This is a genomic window from Enterobacter sp. HNDS-6, assembly GCF_039850505.1.
In the GTDB taxonomy this organism is placed as follows: Bacteria; Pseudomonadota; Gammaproteobacteria; order Enterobacterales; family Enterobacteriaceae; genus Enterobacter; species Enterobacter kobei.
Genome location: NZ_CP156673.1, coordinates 1,385,414 through 1,410,115, shown reverse-complemented (window position 1 = coordinate 1,410,115; position 24,702 = coordinate 1,385,414). Strand labels below are relative to the sequence as shown.

The window sequence follows — 24,702 nt, the reverse complement described above, 5'->3', positions numbered from 1 at the left end:
GAGAGCACACAATGGATAAATTTCGTGTACAGGGGCCAACGCGTCTCCAGGGCGAAGTCACAATTTCTGGCGCGAAAAACGCCGCGCTGCCAATCCTCTTTGCTGCGCTGCTCGCGGAAGAGCCGGTAGAAATTCAGAACGTACCGAAGCTGAAAGATATCGACACCACCATGAAGCTGCTCACCCAGCTGGGCACGAAAGTTGAGCGTAACGGTTCCGTCTGGATCGATGCCAGCAACGTGAACAACTTCTCTGCGCCTTACGATCTGGTGAAAACCATGCGTGCATCCATCTGGGCGCTTGGCCCGCTGGTGGCGCGTTTTGGTCAGGGTCAGGTTTCACTGCCGGGCGGTTGCGCCATCGGTGCGCGTCCGGTTGATCTGCATATCTATGGTCTGGAGAAACTGGGCGCTGAGATCAAGCTGGAAGAAGGTTACGTTAAAGCCTCCGTCAACGGTCGTCTGAAAGGCGCGCACATTGTCATGGACAAAGTGAGCGTGGGCGCAACCGTCACCATCATGTCTGCGGCAACGCTGGCAGACGGCACGACCATCATCGAAAACGCCGCGCGTGAACCTGAGATTGTGGATACTGCCAACTTCCTCGTGGCGCTGGGGGCGAAGATCTCCGGCCAGGGTACTGACCGTATCACCATCGAAGGCGTTGAGCGTCTGGGCGGCGGTGTGTATCGCGTTCTGCCCGACCGTATCGAAACCGGCACCTTCCTGGTGGCCGCAGCGATCTCTGGCGGTAAGATTGTTTGTCGCAACGCGCAGCCTGATACCCTGGATGCGGTGCTGGCGAAACTGCGTGATGCAGGCGCGGATATCGAAATCGGAGAAGACTGGATCAGCCTTGATATGCACGGTCAGCGTCCAAAAGCGGTCAATGTGCGTACGGCGCCGCATCCGGCGTTCCCAACGGACATGCAGGCGCAGTTCACCCTGTTGAACCTGGTTGCCGAAGGGACAGGCTTCATCACAGAGACCATTTTCGAGAACCGCTTTATGCACGTACCGGAACTGATCCGTATGGGTGCGCATGCTGAGATCGAGAGCAATACCGTGATTTGCCACGGCGTGGAGAAACTGTCAGGTGCTCAGGTGATGGCAACCGATCTGCGTGCGTCTGCAAGCCTGGTGCTGGCGGGGTGTATTGCGGAAGGTACCACGGTGGTGGATCGTATTTACCACATCGATCGTGGTTATGAGCGTATCGAAGACAAACTGCGCGCGCTGGGTGCCAATATCGAGCGTGTGAAGGGCGAGTAATCGTTCCGGCAGCCCCCTGCCAGAGATGACCGGGGGGTTGCTGTTCCTGCTAAAAAGCGCGTTATTCCTGTGGTTCTTTCTTTAACTTTCTCTGGCGCATCATGCGCGTTCTGTCGATGAATTCATGGGTAATGGGATCGTGGTAGCGCGAGGGCCAGATCACCCACGGGTGCGTTTCCAGCGCCGTCGCGATAATTAATTCTCCCTTTGGCCAGGGGCGGGTCAGGGCGTTGGCCAGGGTGGAAGAACTCAGACCATGGCGGCGGGACTCTGCTGCCAGTGACGTCCCTCTTTTGCGCAGTGCCGCAATGATATCTGCCGTATGCCAGTCGATAAATTTCGTATCCATAACGCTGTCCTTAAGTGCGGATTCACCTACGCCGTTTCTTCTGAAACGACTGGCTTACTATACCCATTTCAAACTCTTGTTCTAAAAAGTTCGCGTTACTTGAAGGGATATTCAGAATAAGACATGCCTTTATTCATGCGGTCTCTAAACCGATGAATTTACATGAATACGGAATTTACTGGGGTGTTTTAGAACCTCCCCGCGATGGAAACGGGGAGGTGTGAAAGGATTAACGATCGCGTTGAACAGCGATGTGGGCAAGGCCAATAAGGGCATCACGCCACGGGCTGTCTGGAATAACCTGAAGGGCAGCGATGGCTTTATCAGCCTCTTCTTCGGCACGCTGACGCGTCCATTCCAGTGAACCGCAGATCGCCATAGTTTCCAGTACCGGTTCCAGAAGATGGCGACCATTTCCCTGTTCGATCGCCTCACGGATCATTTTCGCCTGGTCTTCAGTTCCGTTGCGCATCGCATGGAGCAGCGGCAGGGTCGGTTTGCCTTCGTTCAGGTCATCGCCCACGTTTTTGCCGAGCGTTTCGCCGTCCGCACTGTAGTCCAGCAAATCATCAATCAGCTGGAAGGCTGTCCCCAGATAGCGACCATAGTCCTGGAGCCCTTTTTCCTGAGCCTCAGAACAGCCAGCCAGAATGCCGGAGCACTGCGCGGCCGCTTCAAACAGGCGCGCTGTTTTGCTGTAGATGACGCGCATGTAGTTTTCTTCAGTAATATCCGGATCGTTGACGTTCATCAGCTGCAGCACTTCGCCTTCAGCGATGACGTTTACGGCTTCTGACATCACTTCCAGCACTTTCAGCGAGCCCAGGCTGGTCATCATCTGGAAGGCGCGGGTATAGATAAAATCCCCGACCAGAACGCTGGCGGCATTACCGAAGGCGGCATTGGCCGTGGCCTTACCGCGACGCATATCGGATTCATCCACAACATCGTCATGCAGAAGCGTCGCTGTGTGAATAAATTCGATCAGTGCGGCGATCGTGACGTGGGCATTTCCCTGATAGCCAACGGCTCTGGCAGCCAGAATGGCAATCATCGGGCGAATGCGTTTACCGCCGCCGCTGACAATGTAATAGCCCAACTGATTGATCAACTGAACGTCAGAGTTGAGTTGCTCCAGGATTGCTGCATTCACACCCGCCATATCTTGCGCGGTTAACTCATTGATTTTTTCTAAATTCATCGCAAAAGCCGGGCTTTTCATCCTGTTGATCCCATCTTCAATGGGGTAACGAAGGGTTTCGGTTTATCAATAGTAGTGCTGATTGTACTGAAAAAACGGCTCAGATAAACGTTACCGTACGTGTTGTGTTTTTTTTCTTCATGTATTGATGGTAGCACTTGTCAAAGGCTCGCGTTTTGCGTAATATTCGCGCCCTATTGTGAATATTTATAGCGCACTCTGAATCATACAAGGATGTGCGCGGAAGCGGAGTTTATATGTACGCGGTTTTCCAAAGTGGTGGTAAACAACACCGAGTAAGCGAAGGTCAGACCGTTCGCCTGGAAAAGCTGGACATCGCAACTGGCGAATCTGTTGAGTTCGCAGAAGTTCTGATGATCGCAAACGGTGAAGAAGTCAAAATCGGCGTTCCTTTCGTTGATGGCGGCGTTATCAAAGCTGAAGTTGTTGCTCACGGTCGTGGCGAGAAAGTTAAAATCGTTAAGTTTCGTCGTCGTAAACACTACCGTAAGCAGCAGGGCCACCGTCAGTGGTTCACTGATGTGAAAATTACTGGCATCAGCGCCTAAGACCTGAGGAGAGATTTAAATGGCACATAAAAAGGCTGGCGGCTCCACACGTAACGGTCGCGATTCAGAAGCTAAACGCCTGGGCGTTAAGCGTTTCGGTGGCGAATCCGTTCTGGCGGGTAGCATCATTGTTCGTCAACGTGGTACCAAATTCCACGCTGGCAACAACGTAGGTTGCGGTCGTGACCACACTCTGTTTGCTAAAGCAGACGGTAAAGTGAAATTTGAAGTTAAAGGCCCGAACAACCGTAAATACATCAGCATCGTTGCTGAGTAAGGTTTTCTCGGTCCGGTAACGGATTAAAGCCCCGCAACGTGTTGCGGGGCTTTTTACATTGGAAACCCGGAAAATTTTCTGTAGGGAAAACGGGCATGAAGCAGCAGGCCGGCATTGGTATTCTTTTGGCGCTCACGACCGCAATGTGCTGGGGTGCGCTGCCAATTGCAATGAAGCAAGTACTGGAAGTGATGGAGCCGCCTACGGTGGTCTTTTATCGCTTTCTGATGGCAAGCATCGGCCTCGGCGCCATTCTGGCTATCAAAGGTAAGCTTCCGCCTTTGCGACTTTTCCGCAAACCGCGCTGGCTGGTGCTGCTGGCTATCGCGACGGGCGGTCTGTTTGGTAACTTCATCCTGTTCAGCTCTTCTCTGCAGTATCTTAGCCCTACAGCGTCACAGGTGATTGGTCAGCTTTCACCTGTGGGCATGATGGTCGCCAGCGTGTTTATCCTCAAGGAGAAGATGCGTGGGACGCAGATTATCGGGGCGAGCATGTTGCTGTGTGGTCTGGTGATGTTCTTTAACACCAGCCTGATCGAAATTTTTACCCGCCTGACGGATTACACCTGGGGTGTGATTTTTGGTGTGGGAGCAGCTACGGTCTGGGTAAGCTATGGCGTCGCGCAAAAGGTGTTATTGCGGCGCCTGGCCTCACAGCAGATCCTTTTTTTGCTGTACACTTTATGTACAGTTGCATTATTGCCGTTAGCAAAGCCGGGTGTCATTACCCAGCTGAGCGACTGGCAGCTGGCGTGCCTCATTTTTTGTGGGCTTAACACGCTGGTTGGTTATGGCGCGCTTGCTGAAGCAATGGCGCGCTGGCAGGCAGCACAGGTTAGCGCATTGATCACGCTGACTCCGCTGTTTACCCTGTTATTTTCAGATTTGTTATCAATGGCCTGGCCCGATGTCTTCGTCAGACCGATGCTCAACCTGTTGGGCTATCTCGGTGCGTTTGTCGTGGTTGCGGGCGCGATGTATTCCGCCATTGGTCATCGTCTTTGGGGACGTTGGCGCAAAAATGAAGCGGTCCCCGCTCAGGCGAATGAGTTACGGAGAGTAAAATGAAGTTTGTTGATGAAGCAACGATCCTGGTTGTGGCTGGTGATGGCGGCAACGGTTGCGTGAGCTTCCGCCGTGAAAAATATATTCCTCGAGGTGGCCCGGATGGCGGCGACGGCGGGGATGGTGGTGATGTGTGGCTGGAGGCGGATGAGAACCTCAACACGCTGATCGACTACCGTTTCGAAAAATCCTTCCGCGCTGAACGTGGTCAGAACGGTCAGAGCCGCGACTGTACCGGTAAACGCGGTAAAGACGTGACCATTAAAGTGCCGGTTGGTACGCGCGTGATTGACCAGGGCACCGGTGAAACCATGGGTGACATGACCAAACACGGTCAGCGCCTGATGGTTGCAAAAGGTGGCTGGCACGGTCTGGGCAACAGCCGCTTCAAATCATCCGTTAACCGTACTCCGCGTCAGAAGACGATGGGGACGCCGGGCGATAAGCGCGATCTGCAGCTGGAGCTGATGCTCCTGGCAGACGTGGGCATGCTGGGTATGCCAAATGCCGGTAAATCGACCTTTATTCGCGCGGTTTCTGCGGCGAAACCAAAAGTGGCGGACTATCCGTTTACCACGCTGGTACCGAGCCTGGGTGTTGTCCGTATGGATAACGAGAAGAGCTTCGTTGTTGCTGACATCCCGGGTCTGATCGAAGGTGCAGCGGAAGGTGCCGGTCTCGGCATTCGCTTCCTGAAACACCTTGAGCGTTGCCGCGTACTGCTGCACCTCATTGATATCGATCCTATTGATGGTTCCGATCCGGTTGAAAATGCCCGGATCATCATCGGTGAGCTGGAAAAATACAGCGAAAAACTGGCGTCTAAACCGCGCTGGCTGGTCTTCAACAAGATCGACCTGATGGATAAAGCTGAAGCGGAAGCGAAAGCTAAAGCGATTGCTGAAGCGATGGGCTGGGAAGATAAATACTACCTGATCTCCGCGGCAAGCCAGGTTGGCGTGAAAGACCTCTGCTGGGATGTGATGACCTTTATCATCGAAAACCCGGTTGTTCAGGCTGAAGAAGCGAAACAGCCAGAAAAAGTCGAATTCATGTGGGATGACTACCACCGTCAGCAGCTCGAAGAGCTGGAAGCGGAAGAGGAAGACGACTGGGACGATGACTGGGATGAAGACGACGAAGAAGGTGTCGAGTTCATCTACAAGCACTGATATCTGTCTAAAGCCCCCATTCCGGGGGCTTTTTTTATTCCAGCGTTGAGGGGAGCCAGCAGCTTGCTATCAGGCCGCCTTCAGCACCGTTCTCCAGCGCCAGCTTACCGCGGTGGAGTTGCAGGATACGCTGTACGATACTCAGGCCCAGGCCGCTACCGCCGTAGCGCTGATCAAGCCGACGGAACGGCTCGGTGATCGACTGTCGATGTGCTTCATCGATGCCGGGCCCCTGATCGCTCACGCTGACCAGAGTACCTCCCGCAACCTCGGTTAGTGCCACGGTGATTGTTGTGCCTGGTGGACTATAACGTCCGGCATTTTCCAGCAGGTTACGCAGCATCAGTCGCAAAAGCACCGCGTCACCCTGCACCGTAAGGGTACTTTTGGCCGGCCATATCACCGTATGTTCTTTGGCTTCATGCTCAAGACCAAGGGGCGTGATGATCGTGTCCGTCCAGTTAATGGTCTCATAGTGACCGCTCGCCATCGCCTGTCCGGCACGGGCCAGCATCAGCAGTTGTTCAACGGTATGCATGAGCTGATCGATACGGCTGATTAACGTTGTTGCCTGCGGAGAGCCTGACTGCGCCATTAACTCCAGATGAAGCCGGATCCCGGCCAGTGGCGTTCGCAGTTCGTGGGCGGCGTCTGCGGTGAAGAGACGCTCCTGCTGAATGGTACTGTCCAGCCTGGCGAGTAGCTGGTTGAGAGAGGTGGTAACGGCGCCTATTTCTTCCATGTCGGAATACATAGGCAGCGGCGTTAAGTTATCCGCCGAACGGTTAGCGAGGCTGTCGCGGAGTTTATTCAGAGGCCGGGTTATCCAGGTGACCGCCCAGAATGAAAACAGCAGAGTGAAACTGACCATCACCAGGGAAGGGACCAGAAGAGATGCAATCGCCTCGCGGATCTCTTTTTCGACATGGTTATTGCGGGCTTTTGCAGACAGCGTTTCATTCACCAGAAAGCCAATCTGCTCACGACTTTCATGCCACAACCAAATCACGCTTATCAGCTGGAAAAATAACAGAATGACCGCCAGCAACACCATTAATCGCCGACGCATGCTGTTCATTTCTGGCTCTCCAGACGATAGCCAACGCCGCGGACGGTTTTTATCCTGTCTTTGCCAAGCTTGCGACGCAGGTTATGGATGTGGACTTCCAGGGTGTTAGAGCCGGGATCGTCCTGCCAGGAGTAAATGTCCTGTTGCAGCGTTTCACGGTGCACCGTTTGCCCGCTGCGCATAATCAGGCGGGTCAGGAGGGCGAACTCTTTTGGGGTCACTTCAACGGGCTGGGACTCACGCAGTACCTGCTGGGTTTGCAGATTGAGCGTGATGTCGCCGTCCGTCAGCAGATTATCGCTGTGCCCCTGATAGCGCCGGATAAGCGCCCGCACGCGTGCCTGAAGTTCTGCGAGCGCAAAGGGCTTCACCAGATAGTCATCTGCGCCAGCATCGAGGCCGGTAATACGATCTTCAATCGCATCGCGTGCCGTCAGGATCAACACCGGGTTAGTGATGCCGCGCCGACGCCATTGGGTGAGCAGCGTCGCGCCGTCTTTGTCCGGCAAACCCAAATCGAGGATCACCAGACTGTACTCGCCGCTCTGGATCAGGGAATCCGCCTCTGCCGCGGTACCGGCACAATCCAGAGCATACCCTTCGTTGGCAAGCCCCAGCGCGAGTCCTTCCTGTAATAACAGATCATCTTCAACTATGAGTAGTTTCATCGCTAGTTATTCTGATAAATGTCTTTATAAAGCCTGCTTTCGAAGCGAACCAGCGGAATACGACGGTTGCGCTGATCGGTCGGTTCGACGGCATAGCCGGAAAGATACTGTACGAAGGCCATGCGTTGTCCGCTGGCGGTCGTGATGAACCCTGCAAGATTGTAAACGCCCTGCAGTGAACCTGTTTTAGCGGATACTTTGCCATCTACGCCGGCCGCGTGAAGCCCGGCGCGATACTGCAGAGAACCGTCATGCCCGGCAAGCGGCAGCATTGAAATAAAGTTTAGCTCAGAGTCATGTTGTGCAATGTACTGAAGCACTTGCATCATGGTTGCCGGTGCGATCAAATTATGACGCGATAATCCGGAACCATCGACAGCAATGGTATTACCCAGATCGATTCCCGCCTGTTGGCGCAGGATCTGGCGCACAGCGTCTGAGCCCGCGCGCCAGGTTCCCGGCACGCCAAAACGCGCGTGGCCGATCATGCGGAACACCGTATCAGCAATCATGTTGTCAGACTTTTTCAGCATAATTCGCAGCAAATCGTGCAGCGGAGGCGACTGTTTGCTGGCGATGACCGTTCCGGGCTGGTTGACCTGCGTCTGGCGGAGCAGCGTACCGGAGTAGCTAATGCCTGCCTGCTTCAGTTCATCCTTCAGAATGGCGCCCGCGTAGCTCGCGCCATCTTGTATCGCAAAGGCCAGCGGCAGGGGATCGGCGCGCTGGGTCAGACAGCCGGTGAGCGTGAAACGGTTAAGATCGCCAGGCACCACGTCCAGTTCGCAATACTGGGCATCCGGGGAGCCTTTGGCCAGCGTACGCACCTGGCTAAACATGGTCACCGGGTAGTAGGATGCCACGCGGATAAACGCTAAATCATCCGGTTTGGGCGCGCTGTAAAGGGAAATTGAAAAGCAGTTGCGGTCAACAATCGCGGCGGTGGGTGGTGCGCTAAAGCATTGCGTCATGTCGTTCCACGGCCAGCCTGGCGCTTTATCATGGCTGGCAAAAATCGAGGTGTCGATCAGCACGTTACCCTCGATTTTCGTCACACCGGATTTTTTCAGCACCGCCACCATATTGCGGATATCCTGGCGCTTAAAGGTCGGATCGCCGCCAAAACGGGCAATAAGATCGCCCTTCAGTACACCGCCCTCAATGTTGCCTTTGCTCTCAAGCGTGGTGGTAAAACGAAAGTCAGGGCCGAGCTGAAGCAGCGCGGCGAGGGCCGTGATCACCTTTTGGGTACTGGCAGGCAGCGCCATCTGTTGACTGTGATAGTCAATCTCTGGCGTCTGCGCCCCGACCTTTTGCACCATCAATGCAAGGTTAGCACCTGCGGGTAGCTGATTAATGTACTCATCAACATTCGCGGCCTGAACGCTGAACGCTATACTGGTAGTCAATCCGATGATAAATCTGGAAAATCGCATAATCTCGCGCTAACAACCCGAAAACAAACCGTCATACTACGGTGCATAGCACTGCAAAGTAAACGATGACCCATAGTGAACTTCGCGGTAAAATGCGTATCAAATTGAAAAATTGCTGCTGACCTGGGGCGTTGCTCCCGGGTCGGTTTTCTTTTTGCTTCTTGCCCGCTTAGGGGGGCAGGGGCAGGGAACACTGCTCCCAACAGGAATGTTTAAGAGGTATAACAAATGCAAGCTATTCCGATGACCTTACGTGGTGCCGAAAAACTGCGCGAAGAGCTGGATTTCCTGAAATCCGTTCGTCGCCCTGAAATTATCGCCGCTATCGCGGATGCGCGTGAGCATGGCGACCTGAAGGAGAACGCTGAATACCACGCGGCGCGTGAGCAGCAGGGCTTCTGTGAAGGACGTATCAAAGATATCGAAGCAAAACTGTCCAATGCGCAGGTTATCGATATCACCAAGATGCCTAACAATGGGCGTGTGATCTTTGGTTCAACCGTGACCGTGCTGAACCTGGACAACGACGAAGAGCAGACCTATCGCATCGTGGGTGATGATGAAGCAGACTTCAAACAGAACCTGATTTCCGTGAACTCTCCGATTGCTCGCGGCCTGATTGGCAAAGAGCAGGATGATGTTGTTACCATTCGCACGCCTGGCGGTGAAGTGGAATACGAAATTATCAAGGTTGAATACCTGTAATTCGCATCTCTGGTAAGATGTTGATACATTGTAAAGAAAAGAAAAAGGCCGCATAGCGGCCTTTTATCAACTCAAGGAGCATGGCATTTTGCTCGCCTGCTGACAGAAATCCCTCGTTTCACACAGAAAATGTGTTTGATTCAGGATATCCTTAGCGTGGCAGCGAGATTTTACGCTCTTTAGATGGGCGGTAGAGCACCAGCGTTTTACCGATGACCTGTACATTACAGGCGCCGGTTTCGCGCACGATGGCTTCCACGATCAGGTTTTTAGTGTCTCTGTCTTCAGAGGCGATTTTCACCTTGATCAGCTCGTGGTGTTCCAGCGCTTGTTCAATCTCGGCAAGCACCCCTTCGGTCAAACCATTGTTGCCAAGCATCACTACAGGCTTGAGCGGATGTGCCAGACCTTTAAGGTGCTGTTTTTGTTTAGTACTCAGATTCATCGTATATTTTTGCTTACGTTGGGATTGAAAACGGTTCATTCTACCGCCATCTCCCTTATATCGCCAAATAGCTGCGTAGAAATTTACGTCACAGGCAAGTAACGATGAACCAGGACGGAAATGTTAAATGACAGGTAAAAAGCGTTCTGCCAGCTCCAGCCGCTGGCTTCAGGAACACTTTAGCGATAAATATGTTCAACAGGCGCAGAAAAAGGGGTTGCGTTCCCGTGCCTGGTTTAAACTTGATGAAATACAGCAAAGTGACAAACTTTTTAAGCCGGGGATGACGGTTGTTGACCTCGGTGCGGCACCTGGCGGATGGTCCCAGTATGCGGTAACGCAGATCGGCGGAACGGGCCGAATCATCGCGTGCGATCTTTTACCAATGGATCCTATCGTCGGTGTCGACTTCCTTCAGGGCGACTTTCGTGATGAATTAGTGCTTAAAGCGTTACTTGATCGTGTAGGTGACAGTAAGGTCCAGGTTGTCATGTCAGATATGGCACCAAATATGTGTGGAACACCGGCGGTGGATATCCCCCGCGCCATGTATCTGGTGGAGCTAGCGTTAGAAATGTGTCGTGATGTACTAGCGCCTGGTGGTAGTTTTGTTGTGAAGGTGTTTCAGGGCGAAGGTTTCGAGGAGTATCTTAAGGAAATTCGCTCCCTGTTTGCGAAGGTCAAAGTTCGTAAGCCGGACTCTTCCCGGGCCCGTTCCCGCGAAGTGTATATTGTAGCGACCGGGCGAAAATGATAACCGGTAGATTTCAGGCGAAAGTTTGAATGAAACTGGATATAGAGTATCCTGACGCTGTTTTTAACACAGTTGTAATATGAGGTTAATCCCTTGAGTGACATGGCGAAAAACCTAATACTCTGGCTGGTCATTGCCGTTGTGCTGATGTCAGTATTCCAGAGCTTTGGGCCCAGCGAGTCGAATGGCCGCAAGGTGGATTATTCTACCTTCCTGCAGGAGGTCAATCAGGACCAGGTTCGCGAAGCGCGTATCAACGGACGTGAGATCAACGTTACCAAGAAAGATAGTAACCGTTACACGACTTACATCCCGGTGAACGATCCTAAGCTGCTTGATAACCTTCTGACCAAAAACGTCAAAGTGGTAGGCGAGCCGCCAGAAGAACCAAGCCTGTTGGCTTCAATCTTCATTTCCTGGTTCCCGATGCTGCTTCTTATCGGCGTCTGGATCTTCTTTATGCGCCAGATGCAGGGCGGCGGTGGCAAAGGTGCCATGTCGTTTGGTAAGAGCAAGGCGCGTATGCTGACGGAAGACCAGATTAAGACTACGTTCGCTGACGTTGCAGGTTGTGACGAAGCGAAAGAAGAAGTCGGTGAACTGGTTGAATACCTGCGCGAGCCGAGCCGTTTCCAGAAACTGGGCGGTAAGATCCCGAAAGGCGTGCTGATGGTCGGCCCTCCGGGTACCGGTAAAACCCTGCTGGCGAAAGCTATCGCAGGTGAAGCGAAGGTGCCGTTCTTTACTATTTCAGGTTCTGACTTCGTCGAAATGTTCGTGGGTGTCGGTGCATCTCGTGTGCGTGACATGTTCGAGCAGGCTAAGAAGGCAGCACCATGCATTATCTTCATCGATGAAATCGACGCCGTAGGCCGCCAGCGTGGCGCGGGCCTGGGCGGTGGTCACGATGAACGTGAACAGACTCTGAACCAGATGCTGGTTGAGATGGACGGCTTCGAAGGTAACGAAGGTATTATCGTTATCGCCGCAACTAACCGTCCGGACGTACTTGACCCGGCGCTGCTGCGTCCAGGCCGTTTCGACCGTCAGGTTGTGGTCGGTCTGCCAGATGTTCGTGGTCGTGAACAGATTCTGAAAGTGCACATGCGTCGCGTACCGCTGGCGCCAGATATCGACGCGGCAATTATTGCGCGTGGTACCCCGGGCTTCTCCGGTGCGGATCTGGCTAACCTGGTCAACGAAGCTGCTCTGTTCGCCGCTCGCGGTAACAAGCGCGTGGTGTCCATGGTGGAGTTCGAGAAAGCGAAAGACAAAATCATGATGGGTGCGGAACGTCGCTCCATGGTGATGACGGAAGCGCAGAAAGAGTCCACGGCATATCACGAAGCCGGTCACGCGATTATCGGCCGCCTGGTACCGGAGCACGATCCGGTACACAAAGTGACGATTATTCCGCGCGGTCGTGCGCTGGGTGTGACCTTCTTCCTGCCTGAAGGCGACGCGATCAGCGCCAGCCGTCAGAAACTGGAAAGCCAGATTTCAACCCTGTACGGTGGTCGTCTGGCGGAAGAGATCATCTACGGGCCGGAACATGTTTCTACCGGTGCGTCGAACGATATTAAAGTGGCGACAAACCTGGCACGTAACATGGTCACTCAGTGGGGCTTCTCCGACAAACTCGGTCCGCTGCTTTATGCAGAGGAAGAGGGTGAAGTATTCCTGGGCCGCTCCGTGGCAAAAGCGAAACATATGTCCGATGAGACGGCTCGTATCATCGACCAGGAAGTGAAAGCGCTGATTGAACGTAACTACGGTCGCGCGCGTCAGATCCTGAACGACAATATGGACATCCTGCATTCGATGAAAGATGCGCTCATGAAATATGAGACCATCGATGCACCGCAGATTGACGACCTGATGGCTCGCCGCGAAGTGCGTCCGCCAGCAGGCTGGGAAGACCCAGGTGCTTCCAACAATTCTGACAACAATGGCACCCCGCGTGCGCCGCGTCCGGTCGATGAACCGCGTACGCCGAACCCGGGCAACACCATGTCAGAACAGTTGGGCGACAAGTAAGTCACTGCTGTTGAAGCGTTTGTCTGTATCTCAAACCCTGGAGCTTGCTCCGGGGTTTTTCTTTTTCATTTAACCATATTGATACCAGGGATTTAGCCATGAAACTCTTCGCCCAGGACTCGCATCTCGATCTCTCACATCCTCATGTGATGGGTATCCTGAATGTTACCCCTGACTCCTTCTCTGACGGCGGCACGCACAACACGCTTATCGACGCGGTTAAGCACGCGAATTTAATGATCAACGCGGGTGCTACCATCATTGATGTCGGCGGTGAATCGACGCGCCCAGGGGCAGCGGATGTGTCGGTGGAAGAAGAGCTGGCGCGCGTGGTGCCGGTCGTTGAGGCAATCGCACAACGTTTTGAGGTATGGATCTCCGTCGATACTTCCAAACCAGAAGTGATTCGTGAAGTGGCGAGAGTGGGTGCTCACATTATTAATGATATCCGCTCGCTGACTGAACCCGGTGCAATCGAAGCCGCTGCTGAGACAGGGTTGCCTGTGTGCCTGATGCACATGCAGGGGCAGCCGAAAACCATGCAGGAGGCGCCGAAGTATGACGATGTCTTTGCTGATGTGAATCGCTTCTTTATTGAGCATATTGAACGCTGTGAGCGTGCAGGCATCCCAAAAGAGAAATTGCTGCTCGACCCGGGGTTCGGTTTCGGTAAAAATCTCTCCCACAACTATGCACTGCTTGCGCGCTTATCGGAATTCCATCACTTCGGCCTGCCGCTGCTGGTGGGGATGTCGAGAAAATCGATGATTGGCCAATTGCTTAACGTAGGGCCGAGCGAGCGCCTGAGTGGTAGTCTGGCCTGCACGGTCATTGCGGCGATGCAAGGCGCGCATATTATTCGTGTCCATGACGTCAAAGAAACAGTAGAAGCCATGCGCGTGGTGGAAGCCACACTGGCAGCGAAGGAAAACAAACGCTATGAGTAATCGTAAATATTTTGGGACCGATGGTATCCGTGGGCGTGTCGGCGATGCGCCTATCACGCCTGATTTTGTCCTTAAGCTTGGCTGGGCTGCTGGCAAGGTACTCGCACGTCATGGTTCCCGTAAGATCATTATTGGTAAAGATACCCGTATTTCAGGTTATATGCTGGAATCGGCGCTGGAAGCCGGACTGGCAGCCGCGGGGCTGTCAGCTTCCTTTACTGGCCCAATGCCAACGCCGGCTGTTGCGTATCTGACCCGTACCTTCCGCGCGGAAGCGGGAATTGTGATTTCGGCCTCCCATAACCCGTTCTATGACAACGGCATCAAGTTCTTCTCCATTGATGGCACCAAGCTGCCGGATGAAGTGGAAGAAGCCATTGAAGCCGAAATGGAAAAAGAGATCACCTGCGTGGACTCCGCAGAGCTGGGTAAAGCAAACCGTATCGTCGATGCCGCGGGTCGCTATATTGAGTTTTGCAAAGGTACCTTCCCGAACGAACTGAGCCTTGCCCACCTTAAAATTGTGGTGGACTGCGCCAACGGTGCGACCTATCACATTGCGCCAAACGTATTCCGCGAGCTGGGCGCCAAAGTGATCACCATTGGCTGCGAGCCGGATGGTCTGAACATTAACGAGCAGGTTGGCGCGACGGACGTGCGTGCCCTGCAGGCACGCGTGCTGGCAGAGAAGGCCGACCTGGGTATTGCGCTGGATGGCGACGGCGATCGCGTGATCATGGTCGACCACGAAGGCAACAAGGTTGATGGCGATCAGATCCTCTACATCATCGCCCGTGAAGGGCTGCGTCAGGGTCAACTGCGCGGTGGTGCCGTCGGCACGCTGATGAGCAACATGGGCCTGGAGCTGGCGCTGAAACAGCTGGGTATCCCGTTTGTTCGCGCGAAAGTGGGTGACCGTTACGTGCTGGAGAAGCTTCAGGAGAAAGGCTGGCGCATTGGCGCAGAAAACTCAGGCCACGTGATCCTGCTCGACAAAACCACCACCGGTGACGGCATCGTGGCTGCGCTTCAGGTCGTCGCAGCGATGGCCCGTAACCATATGAGCCTGCACGATCTCTGCAGCGGCATGAAAATGTTCCCGCAGATCCTGGTGAACGTGCGTTTCACGGCAGGTAAAGGCGATCCGCTGGAAAATGACAATGTGAAAGCGGTAATGGCTGACGTTGAAGCGGCGCTGGGAAGCCGTGGCCGCGTGCTGCTGCGTAAGTCCGGAACTGAACCACTGATTCGCGTTATGGTGGAAGGTGAGGATGAAGCGCAGGTGACTGAATTTGCCCACCGTATTGCTGATGCCGTTAAAGCTGCATAAACTTGCACGCTAACTGTTTAAAAAGGCGACTTTTATCGCCTTTGTTTTAAGCAATTAATGGCTTTTTGCTGTTTTTTTCCGCAGTTGATACAATGGCTCAAAAATGCCCTTGCGAAGGCCATTCGCTTTGGTTAGTATTCACACCCGCTTCAGTGGGAAACAAAAATCCTGCTAATTGGTCGAAGCATTGGTATGCGGCAAATCCGCAAGGAACAGGTTGATTATGTACGAAGCTCTTTTAGTTATTTTCCTTATTGTAGCCATCGCTCTCGTAGCGCTGATTATGCTGCAGCAAGGTAAAGGCGCTGATATGGGAGCCTCCTTCGGAGCAGGCGCTTCCGGTACGCTGTTCGGTTCAAGTGGTTCTGCGAACTTCATGACCCGTACGACAGCGATTCTGGCTACGCTGTTCTTCATCATCAGTCTGGTGCTGGGCAATATCAACAGCAACAAGACCAGTAAAGGAAGCGAGTGGGAAAACCTGAGCGCGCCAGCGAAAACTGAGCAGACTCAGCCAGCTGCACCGGCGAAGCCAACCAGCGATATCCCGCAGTAAGTATTCCGTACCGAGGTGGTGGAATTGGTAGACACGCTACCTTGAGGTGGTAGTGCCCTAACGGGCTTGTGGGTTCGAGTCCCATCCTCGGTACCAATATTCCAGAAGAAAGACGTCGAATGACGTCTTTTTTTTCGTCTGTACTTTTTGTTTTCGTAGGCCCGGTAAGCGCAGCGCCACCGGGCAAAATGGCGGGTGGCTCTGCGCTTACCCGCCCTACAAAAGGGCATAAAAAAGGCACCCTAAGAGTGCCTTCTGCATTTCTGAATAGCGATTACTTCTTATCGCTGTGCTCCAGGTTTTCCACCTGCGGCAGGCCGTTACCGGAGCTTGCGGAGAGCAGACCATTCTCAACATAGTTGAACAGCTTTTCACGGGTATCGGTGATGTCCAGGTTACGCATGGTCAGCTGACCAATACGGTCATCTGGCGAGAACACCGACTCACCTTTCTCCATGGTCAGACGCTCTGCTTTATAGGTCAGGTTGTCAGACACGGTGTTCAGGATGGAGTAGTCGTTACCGCGACGCAGTTCCAGAGTGACCTCACCGGTAATGGCACTCGCCACCCAGCGCTGCAGCGCATCACGCAGCATCAGCGCCTGCGGATCGAACCAGCGACCCTGATACAGCAGTTTACCCAGCTGACGACCATGAGAGTGATACTGCTCAATGGTGTCTTCGTTGTGGATCCCGGTCAGCAGACGCTCGTAAGCGATATGCAGCAGCGCCATCCCCGGGGCTTCATAAATGCCACGGCTTTTCGCTTCGATAATACGGTTCTCAATCTGGTCGCTCATGCCCAGACCGTGACGGCCGCCAATGCGGTTTGCTTCCAGCATCAACTCTACGTCGTCAGAGAACGTTTTGCCGTTCAGGGCAACCGGATGACCACGTTCGAAACGCACGGTCACCTCTTCTGCCGCGATCTTCACGTTCTCATCCCAGAACTTCACGCCCATGATTGGGTTAACGATCTTCACGCTGGAGTTCAGGAATTCCAGGTCTTTCGCTTCGTGCGTTGCACCCAGCATGTTGGAGTCGGTAGAGTAGGCTTTCTCGACGGACATCTTGTAGTCAAAGCCGCAGGCAATCATAAACTCGGACATTTCATGACGGCCACCCAGCTCGTCGATGAAGTCGGTATCCAGCCAGGGTTTGTAGATCTGCAGCTCGGCGTTGGTCAGCAGGCCATAACGATAGAAACGTTCGATATCGTTACCTTTATAGGTGCTGCCGTCACCCCAGATGTTCACGCCATCTTCTTTCATCGCGGCAACCAGCATCGTGCCGGTAACGGCGCGACCCAGTGGAGTGGTGTTGAAATAGGTCAGACCGCCGGTGGTGTTATGGAACGCACCACACTGAATAGCCGCAATACCTTCTGCGACGAGTTGCTTACGGCAGTCAATCAGGCGCGCGTTTTCTGCGCCATACTCTTTCGCGCGACGAGGAATAGCATCGTAGTCGTCCTCATCCGGCTGACCCAGGTTCGCAGTATATGCATACGGAACCGCTCCCTTCTGGCGCATCCACAGCAGTGCAGCGCTGGTATCCAGGCCGCCTGAGAAAGCGATGCCAATACGTTGTCCTACCGGAAGATGCTTGAGAATCGTCGTCATAGAATAAAACCCTGCTTGATTGACTGATTAGAGACCGCTTTCGCTCTCTTGTGCATTTTTATGCAAAATAAGTGAGTATTCATTTAATCATCTTTTATCGAATACCGGAAGAGACTCGTGCGTTTTTTGTAAAAAATTTGGTCTGTTTCGTCTGATGGAAGTTGGGTTGACAGGTGGGGTCAACTATCAATATACTAAACGCCGATTTTACGTCCCGTCTTCGGTACCAAATCCCAGCATTATTTGCAAATTCTGTCCAAAACGCGTAGAATTTGCCACGTTTCAGGCGCGGGGTGGAGCAGCCTGGTAGCTCGTCGGGCTCATAACCCGAAGGTCGTCGGTTCAAATCCGGCCCCCGCAACCACTTTCCCATAAAGTTCTTTTTCAAATATACTGTGAAGACTCAGAGCCTTCGTAGCTGGATTTGAAAAAATTCTTTCGGAGAGTGCTCCAGGCCACAGTTGTGGCTATAGGGTTCAGTTATCTAAAGCCCCGATTTATCGGGGTTTTTTGTTATCTGACTACAGAATAACTGGGCTTTACGCCCTTTTTTTATGTCTTGGGGGTGGGCTTGTCCACATTAGAGCAAAAATTAACAGAGATGATTACTGCACCGGTCGAAGCACTGGGCTACGAACTGGTCGGCATCGAATTCGTTCGCGGCCGTACATCGACGCTGCGCATCTATATTGATAGTGAAGATGGCATCAATGTTGATGATTGTGCTGATGTCAGCCACCAGGTGAGTGCGGTTCTTGATGTTGAAGACCCAATTACCGTTGCGTACAACCTGGAAGTTTCCTCACCTGGCCTCGATCGTCCGATGTTCACGGCCGAGCACTATGTGCGCTTTACCGGTGAAGAAGTGGCTCTCGTTCTGCGTATGGCCGTACAGAACCGCCGTAAATGGCAGGGAATTATCAAAGCCGTTGATGGTGAAATGATCACGGTGACAGTCGAAGGCAAAGATGAAGTGTTCGCGCTGAGTAATATCCAGAAGGCGAACCTGGTTCCCCACTTTTAACAGTCTGGATTGAGGTGAAAAGCCCGCGATGAACAAAGAAATTTTGGCTGTTGTTGAAGCCGTCTCCAACGAGAAATCACTGCCGCGTGAGAAGATTTTCGAAGCGCTGGAAAGTGCACTGGCTACTGCAACCAAGAAAAAATACGAACAAGAGATCGATGTTCGCGTAGAAATCGATCGTAAAAGCGGTGACTTCGATACATTCCGTCGTTGGGTAATTGTTGAAGAAGTGACCCAGCCGACCAAAGAGATCACGCTGGAAGCGGCACGTTTTGAAGACGAAAGTCTGAACGTGGGTGACTACGTTGAAGATCAGATTGAATCTGTCACCTTTGACCGTATCACTACCCAGACCGCGAAACAGGTTATCGTGCAGAAAGTGCGCGAAGCCGAGCGCGCACTGGTGGTTGACCAGTTCCGCGATCAGGAAGGCGAAATCATTACCGGCGTGGTGAAGAAAGTAAACCGCGACAACATCTCTCTGGAGATCAAATCCGAAGGGATGCCGGGTAACGCTGAAGCGGTGATCCTGCGTGAAGACATGCTGCCGCGTGAAAACTTCCGCCCGGGCGACCGTATCCGTGGTGTGCTGTACGCCGTGCGCCCTGAAGCGCGTGGTGCTCAACTGTTCGTGACCCGTTCTAAACCGGAAATGCTGGTTGAACTGTTCCGTATCGAAGTACCGGAAATCGGTGAAGAAGTCATCGAAATCAAAGCGGCGGCTCGCGATCCGGGCTCCCGTGCGAAAATTGCGGTGAAAACGAACGACAAGCGTATCGACCCGGTCGGTGCTTGCGTCGGTATGCGTGGTGCGCGTGTTCAGGCGGTATCTACCGAGCTGGGCGGCGAACGTATTGATATCGTTCTGTGGGATGACAACCCGGCGCAATTCGTGATCAACGCAATGGCTCCGGCAGATGTGGCGTCTATCGTTGTTGACGAAGACAAACACACCATGGATATCGCTGTTGAAGCGGGCAACCTGGCGCAGGCGATTGGCCGTAACGGTCAGAACGTACGTCTGGCGTCACAGCTGAGCGGCTGGGAACTCAACGTAATGACCGTTGACGACCTGCAGGCCAAGCATCAGGCTGAAGCCCATGCGGCGATCGATACCTTCACCAAATACCTCGACATTGACGAAGATTTCGCCACTGTTCTGGTTGAGGAAGGTTTCTCTACGCTGGAAGAACTGGCCTATGTGCCAATGAAAGAGCTGCTGGAAATTGACGGTCTGGATGAACCAACCGTTGAAGCCCTGCGTGAACGCGCTAAAAACGCACTGACCACCCTGGCACTGGCTCAGGAAGAAAGCCTTGGCGATAAGAAGCCGGCTGATGACCTGCTGAATCTGGAAGGTCTTGATCGTGCGATTGCGTTCAAGCTGGCTGCCCGTGGTGTTTGTACGCTGGAAGATCTCGCTGAGCAAGGCGTTGATGACCTGGCTGATATCGAAGGTTTAACCGACGAGAAAGCCGGCGAACTCATCATGGCCGCACGTAATATTTGCTGGTTCGGCGACGAAGCGTAATAAACTGTAGCAGGAAGGAACAGCATGACTGATGTAACTGTAAAATCGCTGGCTGCTGAGATTCAGACCTCCGTGGACCGCCTGGTACAGCAATTTGCTGATGCAGGGATCCCGAAGTCCGCTGATGACTCGGTGACCGCGCAAGAAAAACAAACCTTGTTAACGCACCTGAACCGTGAGCACGGTTCTACGCCTGACAAGTTAACGCTGCAGCGCAAAACGCGCAGCACGTTGAATATTCCTGGTACCGGTGGCAAAAGTAAATCGGTACAAATTGAAGTCCGCAAGACGCGCACCTTTGTAAAACGTGATCCGCAAGAGGCAGAACGCCTTGCCGCGGAAGAGCAGGCACAGCGTGAAGCGGAAGAACAAGCTCAGCGTGAGGCGGAAGCTGCCGCCAAACGCGAGGCAGAATTAAAAGCTGAACGTGAGGCCGCAGAAAAAGCGAAACGCGACGCCAGTGATAAAGTGAAGCGTGACGCTGCGGAAAAAGACAAAGTGAGCAATCAACAGACAGACGAAATGACCAAAACTGCCCAGGCTGAAAAAGCCCGTCGTGAAAATGAAGCTGCCGAACTGAAGCGTAAAGCCGAAGAAGAAGCACGCCGCAAGCTCGAAGAAGAAGCTCGCCGCGTCGCTGAAGAAGCACGCCGTATGGCAGAAGAAAACGAGAAGAACGGTGTGAATACCGTTGAACCGACTGAAGACACCAGCGACTACCACGTCACCACTTCTCAGCACGCACGTCAGGCTGAAGATGACAACGACCGTGAAGTAGAAGGCGGCCGTGGCCGTGGTCGTAATGCAAAAGCTGCGCGTCCGGCGAAGAAAGGTAACAAGCACGCTGAATCCAAAGCCGATCGTGAAGAAGCACGCGCTGCTGTTCGCGGTGGTAAAGGTGGCAAGCGTAAAGGTTCCGCTCTGCAGCAGAGCTTCCAGAAGCCCGCTCAGGCTGTTAACCGTGACGTCGTGATCGGCGAAACCATCACCGTTGGCGAACTGGCGAACAAGATGGCGGTTAAAGGCTCTCAGGTCATCAAAGCGATGATGAAGCTGGGTGCAATGGCGACCATCAACCAGGTTATCGACCAGGAAACCGCGCAGCTGGTTGCCGAAGAGATGGGCCACAAAGTTATCCTGCGTCGTGAAAACGAGCTGGAAGAAGCCGTAATGAGCGACCGTGATACTGGCGCTGCGGCTGAACCGCGTGCACCGGTTGTGACCATTATGGGTCACGTTGACCACGGTAAAACTTCTCTGCTTGACTACATTCGTTCTACGAAAGTTGCCTCTGGCGAAGCGGGTGGTATTACCCAGCACATCGGTGCTTACCACGTAGAAACCGACAACGGTATGATTACCTTCCTGGATACCCCAGGCCACGCAGCGTTTACGTCTATGCGTGCTCGTGGTGCGCAGGCAACGGATATCGTTGTGCTGGTTGTTGCTGCAGACGACGGCGTAATGCCGCAAACCATCGAAGCTATCCAGCACGCGAAAGCGGCGCAGGTGCCTCTGGTTGTTGCAGTCAACAAAATCGATAAGCCAGAAGCCGATCTGGACCGTGTTAAAAACGAACTGTCTCAGTATGGCGTTATGCCGGAAGAGTGGGGCGGTGAAGCACAGTTCATCCCAGTATCTGCTAAAGCGGGTACCGGTATTGACGACCTTCTGAACGCTATCCTGCTGCAGGCTGAAGTTCTGGAGCTGAAAGCCGTGCGTAAAGGTATGGCGAGCGGTGCGGTGATCGAATCCTTCCTGGATAAAGGTCGTGGCCCGGTTGCAACCGTTCTGGTTCGTGAAGGTACCCTGCTTAAGGGCGATATCGTTCTGTGTGGCTTCGAATACGGTCGTGTTCGTGCGATGCGTAACGAACTGGGTCAGGAAGTGCTGGAAGCGGGTCCGTCCATTCCAGTTGAAATTCTCGGTCTGTCCGGTGTGCCGGCTGCCGGTGACGAAGTGACCGTCGTGCGTGACGAGAAGAAAGCGCGTGAAGTGGCACTGTATCGTCAGGGCAAATTCCGTGAAGTTAAACTGGCTCGTCAGCAGAAATCTAAACTCGAGAACATGTTTGCTAACATGACCGAGGGTGAAGTTCACGAAGTGAACGTTGTGCTGAAAGCTGACGTTCAGGGTTCTGTGGAAGCGATCTCCGACTCCTTGCTGAAACTGTCTACCGACGAAGTGAAAGTGAAGATCATCGGTTCTGGCGTAGGTGGTATCACCGAAACCGACGCGACACTGGCTGCTGCGTCCAACGCCATCCTGGTAGGCTTCAACGTGCGTGCTGATGCTTCTGCTCGCCGCGTGATCGAAGCGGAAAGCCTGGATCTGCGCTACTACTCCGTCATCTATAACCTGATCGACGAAGTGAAAGCGGCGATGAGCGGCATGCTGTCTCCTGAGCTGAAACAGCAGATCATCGGTCTGGCTGAAGTGCGTGACGTGTTCAAATCACCGAAATTCGGTGCGATCGCGGGCTGTATGGTTACCGAAGGTACCATCAAGCGTCACAACCCAATCCGCGTACTGCGTGACAACGTGGTTATCTACGAAGGCGAGCTGGAATCTCTGCGCCGCTTCAAAGATGACGTTAACGAAGTCCGTAACGGCATGGAATGTGGTATCGGTGTGAAGAACTACAACGACGTACGCGTTGGCGATATGATCGAAGTGTTCGAAATCATCGAGATCCAACGCAGCATCGATTAATTGAGATCGTAGGCCGGGTTAGCGAAGCGCCATCCGGCAATTATTTCAAAAGGGGCTTAAGCCCCTTTTTTGTCTGGAGAATTTATTATGGCGAAAGAATTTGGTCGCCCACAGCGCGTGGCGCAGGAAATGCAAAAAGAGATCGCGCTTATCCTGCAACGCGAAATTAAAGACCCTCGCATCGGCGTGATGACCACCGTGTCCGGCGTGGAAATGTCCCGTGACCTGGCCTACGCCAAAGTGTTCGTCACCTTCCTGAACGATCAGGACGAAGCGGCCGTGAAGAACGGCATTAAAGCGCTGCAGGAAGCCTCCGGGTTTATCCGCTCTCTGCTCGGCAAAGCGATGCGTCTGCGTATCGTGCCTGAGCTGACCTTCTTCTACGACAACTCGCTGGTAGAAGGTATGCGCATGTCCAATCTGGTGACCAGCGTGGTGAAACATGACGACGAACGTCGTGTTAACCCGACGGACGACAGCAAGGAGGACTAATGAGTCGTCCTCGTCGTCGTGGTCGCGACGTGCATGGCGTGCTGCTGCTGGACAAACCGCAGGGGGCATCCAGCAACGACGTGCTGCAAAAAGTGAAGCGTCTTTATAACGCCAACCGGGCGGGCCACACCGGCGCGCTCGATCCGCTGGCGACCGGTATGCTGCCGATCTGCCTGGGAGAGGCGACAAAGTTTTCCCAGTATCTGCTCGACTCCGATAAGCGTTACCGCGTTATCGCGAAGCTCGGCCAGCGCACGGATACCTCCGACGCGGATGGCCAGGTCGTGGAAGAACGTCCGGTGACCTTCAGTGCTGAACAGCTTGACGCTGCGCTGGAGAGCTTCCGCGGGGACACGATGCAGGTGCCGTCGATGTATTCCGCCCTGAAATACCAGGGCAAGAAACTCTACGAATATGCGCGTCAGGGCATTGACGTTCCGCGCGAAGCCCGTCCGATAACCGTGTATGAGCTGCTCTTTATTCGCCACGAAGGTGATGAGCTGGAGCTGGAAGTGCACTGTTCCAAAGGGACGTACATTCGTACCATCATCGACGACCTCGGTGAAAAACTAGGTTGCGGTGCGCATGTTATCTACCTGCGCCGTCTGGCGGTGAGTAAGTACCCGGTTGAGCGGATGGTGACGCTTGAGCACCTGCGCGAGCTGGTTGAACAGGCGGAAGTACAGGGGATCGCGCCAGCAGCGTTGCTGGATTCCTTGCTGATGCCAATGGACAGTCCGGCAGCGGACTTCCCGGTGGTTAATCTTCCTTTAACATCGTCCGTTTACTTTAAGAACGGCAACCCGGTTCGCACGGCGGAAGCTCCGCTGGAAGGGCTGGTGCGCGTGACCGAAGGTGACGACGGTAAGTTTATCGGCATGGGCGAAATGGATGGCGAAGGGCGCGTTGCGCCGCGTCGTCTGGTCGTCGAATATCCGGTCGACGCGTGACGGTGATAACGCCTCATCTTGCGATAAGCAGGGGAGACGAGTAGAATATTGCCGCTTAACGCCTGGTAAATTGTTTAACAATCTGCGAGGCGTACATGGGGTCGCTGAATTAGAGATCGGCACCCTTACATTCTTTATACTTTGGAGTTTTAAAATGTCTCTAAGCGTTGAAGCTAAAGCTAAAATCGTTTCTGAGTTTGGTCGTGGTACTAACGACAGCGGTTCTACCGAAGTTCAGGTTGCTCTGCTGACTGCACAGATTAACCACCTGCAGGGTCACTTTGCAGAGCACAAAAAAGATCACCACAGCCGTCGTGGTCTGCTGCGTATGGTTTCTCAGCGTCGTAAACTGCTCGACTACCTGAAACGTAAAGATGTTGCACGTTACACCGCGCTGATCGAGCGTCTGGGTCTGCGTCGCTAAGTCTTGCGAGTTTCAGAAAAGGGGGCCTGATGGCCCCTTTTTTCAACCAGACGGCAGCAATTCACTGGAAACTATTGTATTGTTGCTATAAATGA

General features: G+C 53.5%; 24 protein-coding genes and 2 tRNA genes. 19 read left to right on the top strand and 7 right to left on the bottom strand.

Annotated elements, in window-relative coordinates; translation table 11 throughout:
• The first annotated feature begins 11 nt into the window (after positions 1-11).
• Entirely contained in the window at positions 12-1,271 is a 1,260-nt protein-coding gene (gene murA, locus ABFI50_RS06545) for a UDP-N-acetylglucosamine 1-carboxyvinyltransferase (protein WP_032635434.1), read from the top strand.
• A gap of 61 nt (positions 1,272-1,332) precedes the next feature.
• On the opposite strand, the gene sfsB is transcribed toward murA, so the two are convergent.
• Together sfsB and ispB are read right to left on the bottom strand one after the other, a co-directional pair.
• A complete protein-coding gene (gene sfsB, locus ABFI50_RS06540) occupies positions 1,333-1,620 on the bottom strand; it encodes a DNA-binding transcriptional regulator SfsB (protein ID WP_014885384.1) in 288 nt (95 codons plus the stop codon).
• A gap of 229 nt (positions 1,621-1,849) precedes the next feature.
• Positions 1,850-2,821 carry an octaprenyl diphosphate synthase gene (gene ispB, locus ABFI50_RS06535; RefSeq protein WP_014885383.1) on the bottom strand — a complete coding sequence of 324 codons (972 nt, stop codon included), beginning with the start codon at positions 2,819-2,821 and terminating at the stop codon, positions 1,850-1,852.
• Between the two features lie 257 nt (positions 2,822-3,078).
• On the opposite strand from ispB, the gene rplU reads away from it, so the two are divergent.
• The 4 genes from rplU to cgtA all read left to right on the top strand — a co-directional run bounded on the left by rplU (position 3,079) and on the right by cgtA (position 5,906).
• Positions 3,079-3,390 carry a 50S ribosomal protein L21 gene (rplU, locus tag ABFI50_RS06530; protein WP_003025032.1) on the top strand — a complete coding sequence of 104 codons (312 nt, stop codon included), beginning with the start codon at positions 3,079-3,081 and terminating at the stop codon, positions 3,388-3,390.
• A 19-nt stretch (positions 3,391-3,409) separates the two neighbouring features.
• Complete coding sequence (gene rpmA, locus ABFI50_RS06525; RefSeq protein WP_004385076.1) at positions 3,410-3,667, top strand: 50S ribosomal protein L27; 258 nt, start codon at positions 3,410-3,412, stop codon at positions 3,665-3,667.
• 95 nt (positions 3,668-3,762) lie between these two features.
• Entirely contained in the window at positions 3,763-4,737 is a 975-nt protein-coding gene (locus ABFI50_RS06520; protein WP_014885382.1) for a DMT family transporter, read from the top strand.
• Positions 4,734-5,906 carry an Obg family GTPase CgtA gene (cgtA, locus tag ABFI50_RS06515; RefSeq protein ID WP_014885381.1) on the top strand — a complete coding sequence of 391 codons (1,173 nt, stop codon included), beginning with the start codon at positions 4,734-4,736 and terminating at the stop codon, positions 5,904-5,906. Before ABFI50_RS06520 ends, cgtA begins: the two co-directional genes overlap by 4 nt.
• A 34-nt stretch (positions 5,907-5,940) precedes the next feature.
• Here cgtA and pmrB read toward each other — a convergent pair whose 3' ends face one another.
• From pmrB to dacB, 3 genes are read right to left on the bottom strand one after another with little or no spacing between them, the layout of a single operon-like run.
• Positions 5,941-6,984, bottom strand: coding sequence for a two-component system sensor histidine kinase PmrB (gene pmrB, locus ABFI50_RS06510; protein ID WP_023331397.1), 1,044 nt, complete (start codon positions 6,982-6,984; stop codon positions 5,941-5,943).
• Entirely contained in the window at positions 6,981-7,643 is a 663-nt protein-coding gene (pmrA, locus tag ABFI50_RS06505; protein ID WP_347485653.1) for a two-component system response regulator PmrA, read from the bottom strand. The genes pmrB and pmrA overlap by 4 nt, the downstream gene beginning before the upstream one ends.
• A gap of 2 nt (positions 7,644-7,645) precedes the next feature.
• Entirely contained in the window at positions 7,646-9,079 is a 1,434-nt protein-coding gene (gene dacB / locus ABFI50_RS06500; protein WP_347485651.1) for a serine-type D-Ala-D-Ala carboxypeptidase, read from the bottom strand.
• Between the two features lie 228 nt (positions 9,080-9,307).
• Here dacB and greA point away from each other — a divergent pair, with 228 nt between their 5' ends.
• The gene (gene greA, locus ABFI50_RS06495; RefSeq protein ID WP_014171793.1) at positions 9,308-9,784 is read left to right on the top strand and encodes a transcription elongation factor GreA; all 477 of its coding nucleotides are present in this window, start codon (positions 9,308-9,310) and stop codon (positions 9,782-9,784) included.
• A 151-nt stretch (positions 9,785-9,935) separates the two neighbouring features.
• Here the strand turns inward: greA and yhbY are convergent, their stop codons facing one another.
• The gene (yhbY, locus tag ABFI50_RS06490; RefSeq protein WP_003861814.1) at positions 9,936-10,229 is read right to left on the bottom strand and encodes a ribosome assembly RNA-binding protein YhbY; all 294 of its coding nucleotides are present in this window, start codon (positions 10,227-10,229) and stop codon (positions 9,936-9,938) included.
• A gap of 127 nt (positions 10,230-10,356) precedes the next feature.
• Between yhbY and rlmE the strand changes: the two genes are divergently transcribed.
• The 6 genes from rlmE (at position 10,357) to ABFI50_RS06460 (ending at position 15,949) form a co-directional block, all read left to right on the top strand.
• Positions 10,357-10,983, top strand: coding sequence for a 23S rRNA (uridine(2552)-2'-O)-methyltransferase RlmE (gene rlmE / locus ABFI50_RS06485; protein WP_003861812.1), 627 nt, complete (start codon positions 10,357-10,359; stop codon positions 10,981-10,983).
• 102 nt (positions 10,984-11,085) lie between these two features.
• Positions 11,086-13,020 carry an ATP-dependent zinc metalloprotease FtsH gene (gene ftsH / locus ABFI50_RS06480; protein ID WP_013098921.1) on the top strand — a complete coding sequence of 645 codons (1,935 nt, stop codon included), beginning with the start codon at positions 11,086-11,088 and terminating at the stop codon, positions 13,018-13,020.
• A 98-nt stretch (positions 13,021-13,118) separates the two neighbouring features.
• Positions 13,119-13,967: a dihydropteroate synthase gene (folP, locus tag ABFI50_RS06475; protein ID WP_347485647.1), complete on the top strand. Its 849-nt coding sequence runs from the start codon at positions 13,119-13,121 to the stop codon at positions 13,965-13,967.
• A complete protein-coding gene (glmM, locus tag ABFI50_RS06470; protein ID WP_014885376.1) occupies positions 13,960-15,297 on the top strand; it encodes a phosphoglucosamine mutase in 1,338 nt (445 codons plus the stop codon). The genes folP and glmM overlap by 8 nt, the downstream gene beginning before the upstream one ends.
• A 223-nt stretch (positions 15,298-15,520) precedes the next feature.
• Positions 15,521-15,853: a preprotein translocase subunit SecG gene (gene secG, locus ABFI50_RS06465; RefSeq protein ID WP_003861803.1), complete on the top strand. Its 333-nt coding sequence runs from the start codon at positions 15,521-15,523 to the stop codon at positions 15,851-15,853.
• Between the two features lie 9 nt (positions 15,854-15,862).
• Positions 15,863-15,949: transfer RNA gene (locus ABFI50_RS06460), tRNA-Leu, on the top strand.
• A 178-nt stretch (positions 15,950-16,127) separates the two neighbouring features.
• On the opposite strand, the gene argG is transcribed toward ABFI50_RS06460, so the two are convergent.
• A complete protein-coding gene (gene argG / locus ABFI50_RS06455; RefSeq protein WP_014885375.1) occupies positions 16,128-17,474 on the bottom strand; it encodes an argininosuccinate synthase in 1,347 nt (448 codons plus the stop codon).
• Positions 17,475-17,761: 287 nt separating this feature from the next.
• On the opposite strand from argG, the gene ABFI50_RS06450 reads away from it, so the two are divergent.
• The 7 genes from ABFI50_RS06450 (at position 17,762) to rpsO (ending at position 24,607) form a co-directional block, all read left to right on the top strand.
• Positions 17,762-17,838 (top strand) — tRNA-Met (locus ABFI50_RS06450).
• Between the two features lie 207 nt (positions 17,839-18,045).
• Positions 18,046-18,498 (top strand): ribosome maturation factor RimP, encoded by a 453-nt coding sequence (gene rimP, locus ABFI50_RS06445; RefSeq protein WP_014833432.1) that lies wholly within the window; start codon positions 18,046-18,048, stop codon positions 18,496-18,498.
• Positions 18,499-18,526: 28 nt separating this feature from the next.
• Positions 18,527-20,029: a transcription termination factor NusA gene (gene nusA / locus ABFI50_RS06440; protein WP_014885374.1), complete on the top strand. Its 1,503-nt coding sequence runs from the start codon at positions 18,527-18,529 to the stop codon at positions 20,027-20,029.
• Positions 20,030-20,053: 24 nt separating this feature from the next.
• Entirely contained in the window at positions 20,054-22,741 is a 2,688-nt protein-coding gene (infB, locus tag ABFI50_RS06435) for a translation initiation factor IF-2 (protein ID WP_014885373.1), read from the top strand.
• Between the two features lie 87 nt (positions 22,742-22,828).
• Positions 22,829-23,233 (top strand): 30S ribosome-binding factor RbfA, encoded by a 405-nt coding sequence (rbfA, locus tag ABFI50_RS06430; protein WP_014885372.1) that lies wholly within the window; start codon positions 22,829-22,831, stop codon positions 23,231-23,233.
• Positions 23,233-24,183: a tRNA pseudouridine(55) synthase TruB gene (gene truB, locus ABFI50_RS06425; RefSeq protein ID WP_347485643.1), complete on the top strand. Its 951-nt coding sequence runs from the start codon at positions 23,233-23,235 to the stop codon at positions 24,181-24,183. The genes rbfA and truB overlap by 1 nt, the downstream gene beginning before the upstream one ends.
• 154 nt (positions 24,184-24,337) lie before the next feature.
• Entirely contained in the window at positions 24,338-24,607 is a 270-nt protein-coding gene (gene rpsO, locus ABFI50_RS06420; protein ID WP_003861789.1) for a 30S ribosomal protein S15, read from the top strand.
• The last annotated feature ends 95 nt before the right edge of the window (positions 24,608-24,702 follow it).

What these genes read in the sequence shown, in the direction of transcription:
- greA (WP_014171793.1), top strand. Translation starts at nt 9,308, where the DNA reads ATGCAAGCTATTCCGATGACCTTACGTGGTGCCGAAAAACTGCGCGAA.
- pmrB (WP_023331397.1), bottom strand. Translation starts at nt 6,984, where the DNA reads ATGAACAGCATGCGTCGGCGATTAATGGTGTTGCTGGCGGTCATTCTG.
- truB (WP_347485643.1), top strand. Translation starts at nt 23,233, where the DNA reads ATGAGTCGTCCTCGTCGTCGTGGTCGCGACGTGCATGGCGTGCTGCTG.
- cgtA (WP_014885381.1), top strand. Translation starts at nt 4,734, where the DNA reads ATGAAGTTTGTTGATGAAGCAACGATCCTGGTTGTGGCTGGTGATGGC.
- folP (WP_347485647.1), top strand. Translation starts at nt 13,119, where the DNA reads ATGAAACTCTTCGCCCAGGACTCGCATCTCGATCTCTCACATCCTCAT.
- ABFI50_RS06520 (WP_014885382.1), top strand. Translation starts at nt 3,763, where the DNA reads ATGAAGCAGCAGGCCGGCATTGGTATTCTTTTGGCGCTCACGACCGCA.
- glmM (WP_014885376.1), top strand. Translation starts at nt 13,960, where the DNA reads ATGAGTAATCGTAAATATTTTGGGACCGATGGTATCCGTGGGCGTGTC.
- rlmE (WP_003861812.1), top strand. Translation starts at nt 10,357, where the DNA reads ATGACAGGTAAAAAGCGTTCTGCCAGCTCCAGCCGCTGGCTTCAGGAA.
- secG (WP_003861803.1), top strand. Translation starts at nt 15,521, where the DNA reads ATGTACGAAGCTCTTTTAGTTATTTTCCTTATTGTAGCCATCGCTCTC.
- rpsO (WP_003861789.1), top strand. Translation starts at nt 24,338, where the DNA reads ATGTCTCTAAGCGTTGAAGCTAAAGCTAAAATCGTTTCTGAGTTTGGT.
- murA (WP_032635434.1), top strand. Translation starts at nt 12, where the DNA reads ATGGATAAATTTCGTGTACAGGGGCCAACGCGTCTCCAGGGCGAAGTC.
- ispB (WP_014885383.1), bottom strand. Translation starts at nt 2,821, where the DNA reads ATGAATTTAGAAAAAATCAATGAGTTAACCGCGCAAGATATGGCGGGT.
- ftsH (WP_013098921.1), top strand. Translation starts at nt 11,086, where the DNA reads ATGGCGAAAAACCTAATACTCTGGCTGGTCATTGCCGTTGTGCTGATG.
- rplU (WP_003025032.1), top strand. Translation starts at nt 3,079, where the DNA reads ATGTACGCGGTTTTCCAAAGTGGTGGTAAACAACACCGAGTAAGCGAA.
- sfsB (WP_014885384.1), bottom strand. Translation starts at nt 1,620, where the DNA reads ATGGATACGAAATTTATCGACTGGCATACGGCAGATATCATTGCGGCA.
- infB (WP_014885373.1), top strand. Translation starts at nt 20,054, where the DNA reads ATGACTGATGTAACTGTAAAATCGCTGGCTGCTGAGATTCAGACCTCC.
- pmrA (WP_347485653.1), bottom strand. Translation starts at nt 7,643, where the DNA reads ATGAAACTACTCATAGTTGAAGATGATCTGTTATTACAGGAAGGACTC.
- yhbY (WP_003861814.1), bottom strand. Translation starts at nt 10,229, where the DNA reads ATGAATCTGAGTACTAAACAAAAACAGCACCTTAAAGGTCTGGCACAT.
- nusA (WP_014885374.1), top strand. Translation starts at nt 18,527, where the DNA reads ATGAACAAAGAAATTTTGGCTGTTGTTGAAGCCGTCTCCAACGAGAAA.
- rbfA (WP_014885372.1), top strand. Translation starts at nt 22,829, where the DNA reads ATGGCGAAAGAATTTGGTCGCCCACAGCGCGTGGCGCAGGAAATGCAA.
- rpmA (WP_004385076.1), top strand. Translation starts at nt 3,410, where the DNA reads ATGGCACATAAAAAGGCTGGCGGCTCCACACGTAACGGTCGCGATTCA.
- argG (WP_014885375.1), bottom strand. Translation starts at nt 17,474, where the DNA reads ATGACGACGATTCTCAAGCATCTTCCGGTAGGACAACGTATTGGCATC.
- dacB (WP_347485651.1), bottom strand. Translation starts at nt 9,079, where the DNA reads ATGCGATTTTCCAGATTTATCATCGGATTGACTACCAGTATAGCGTTC.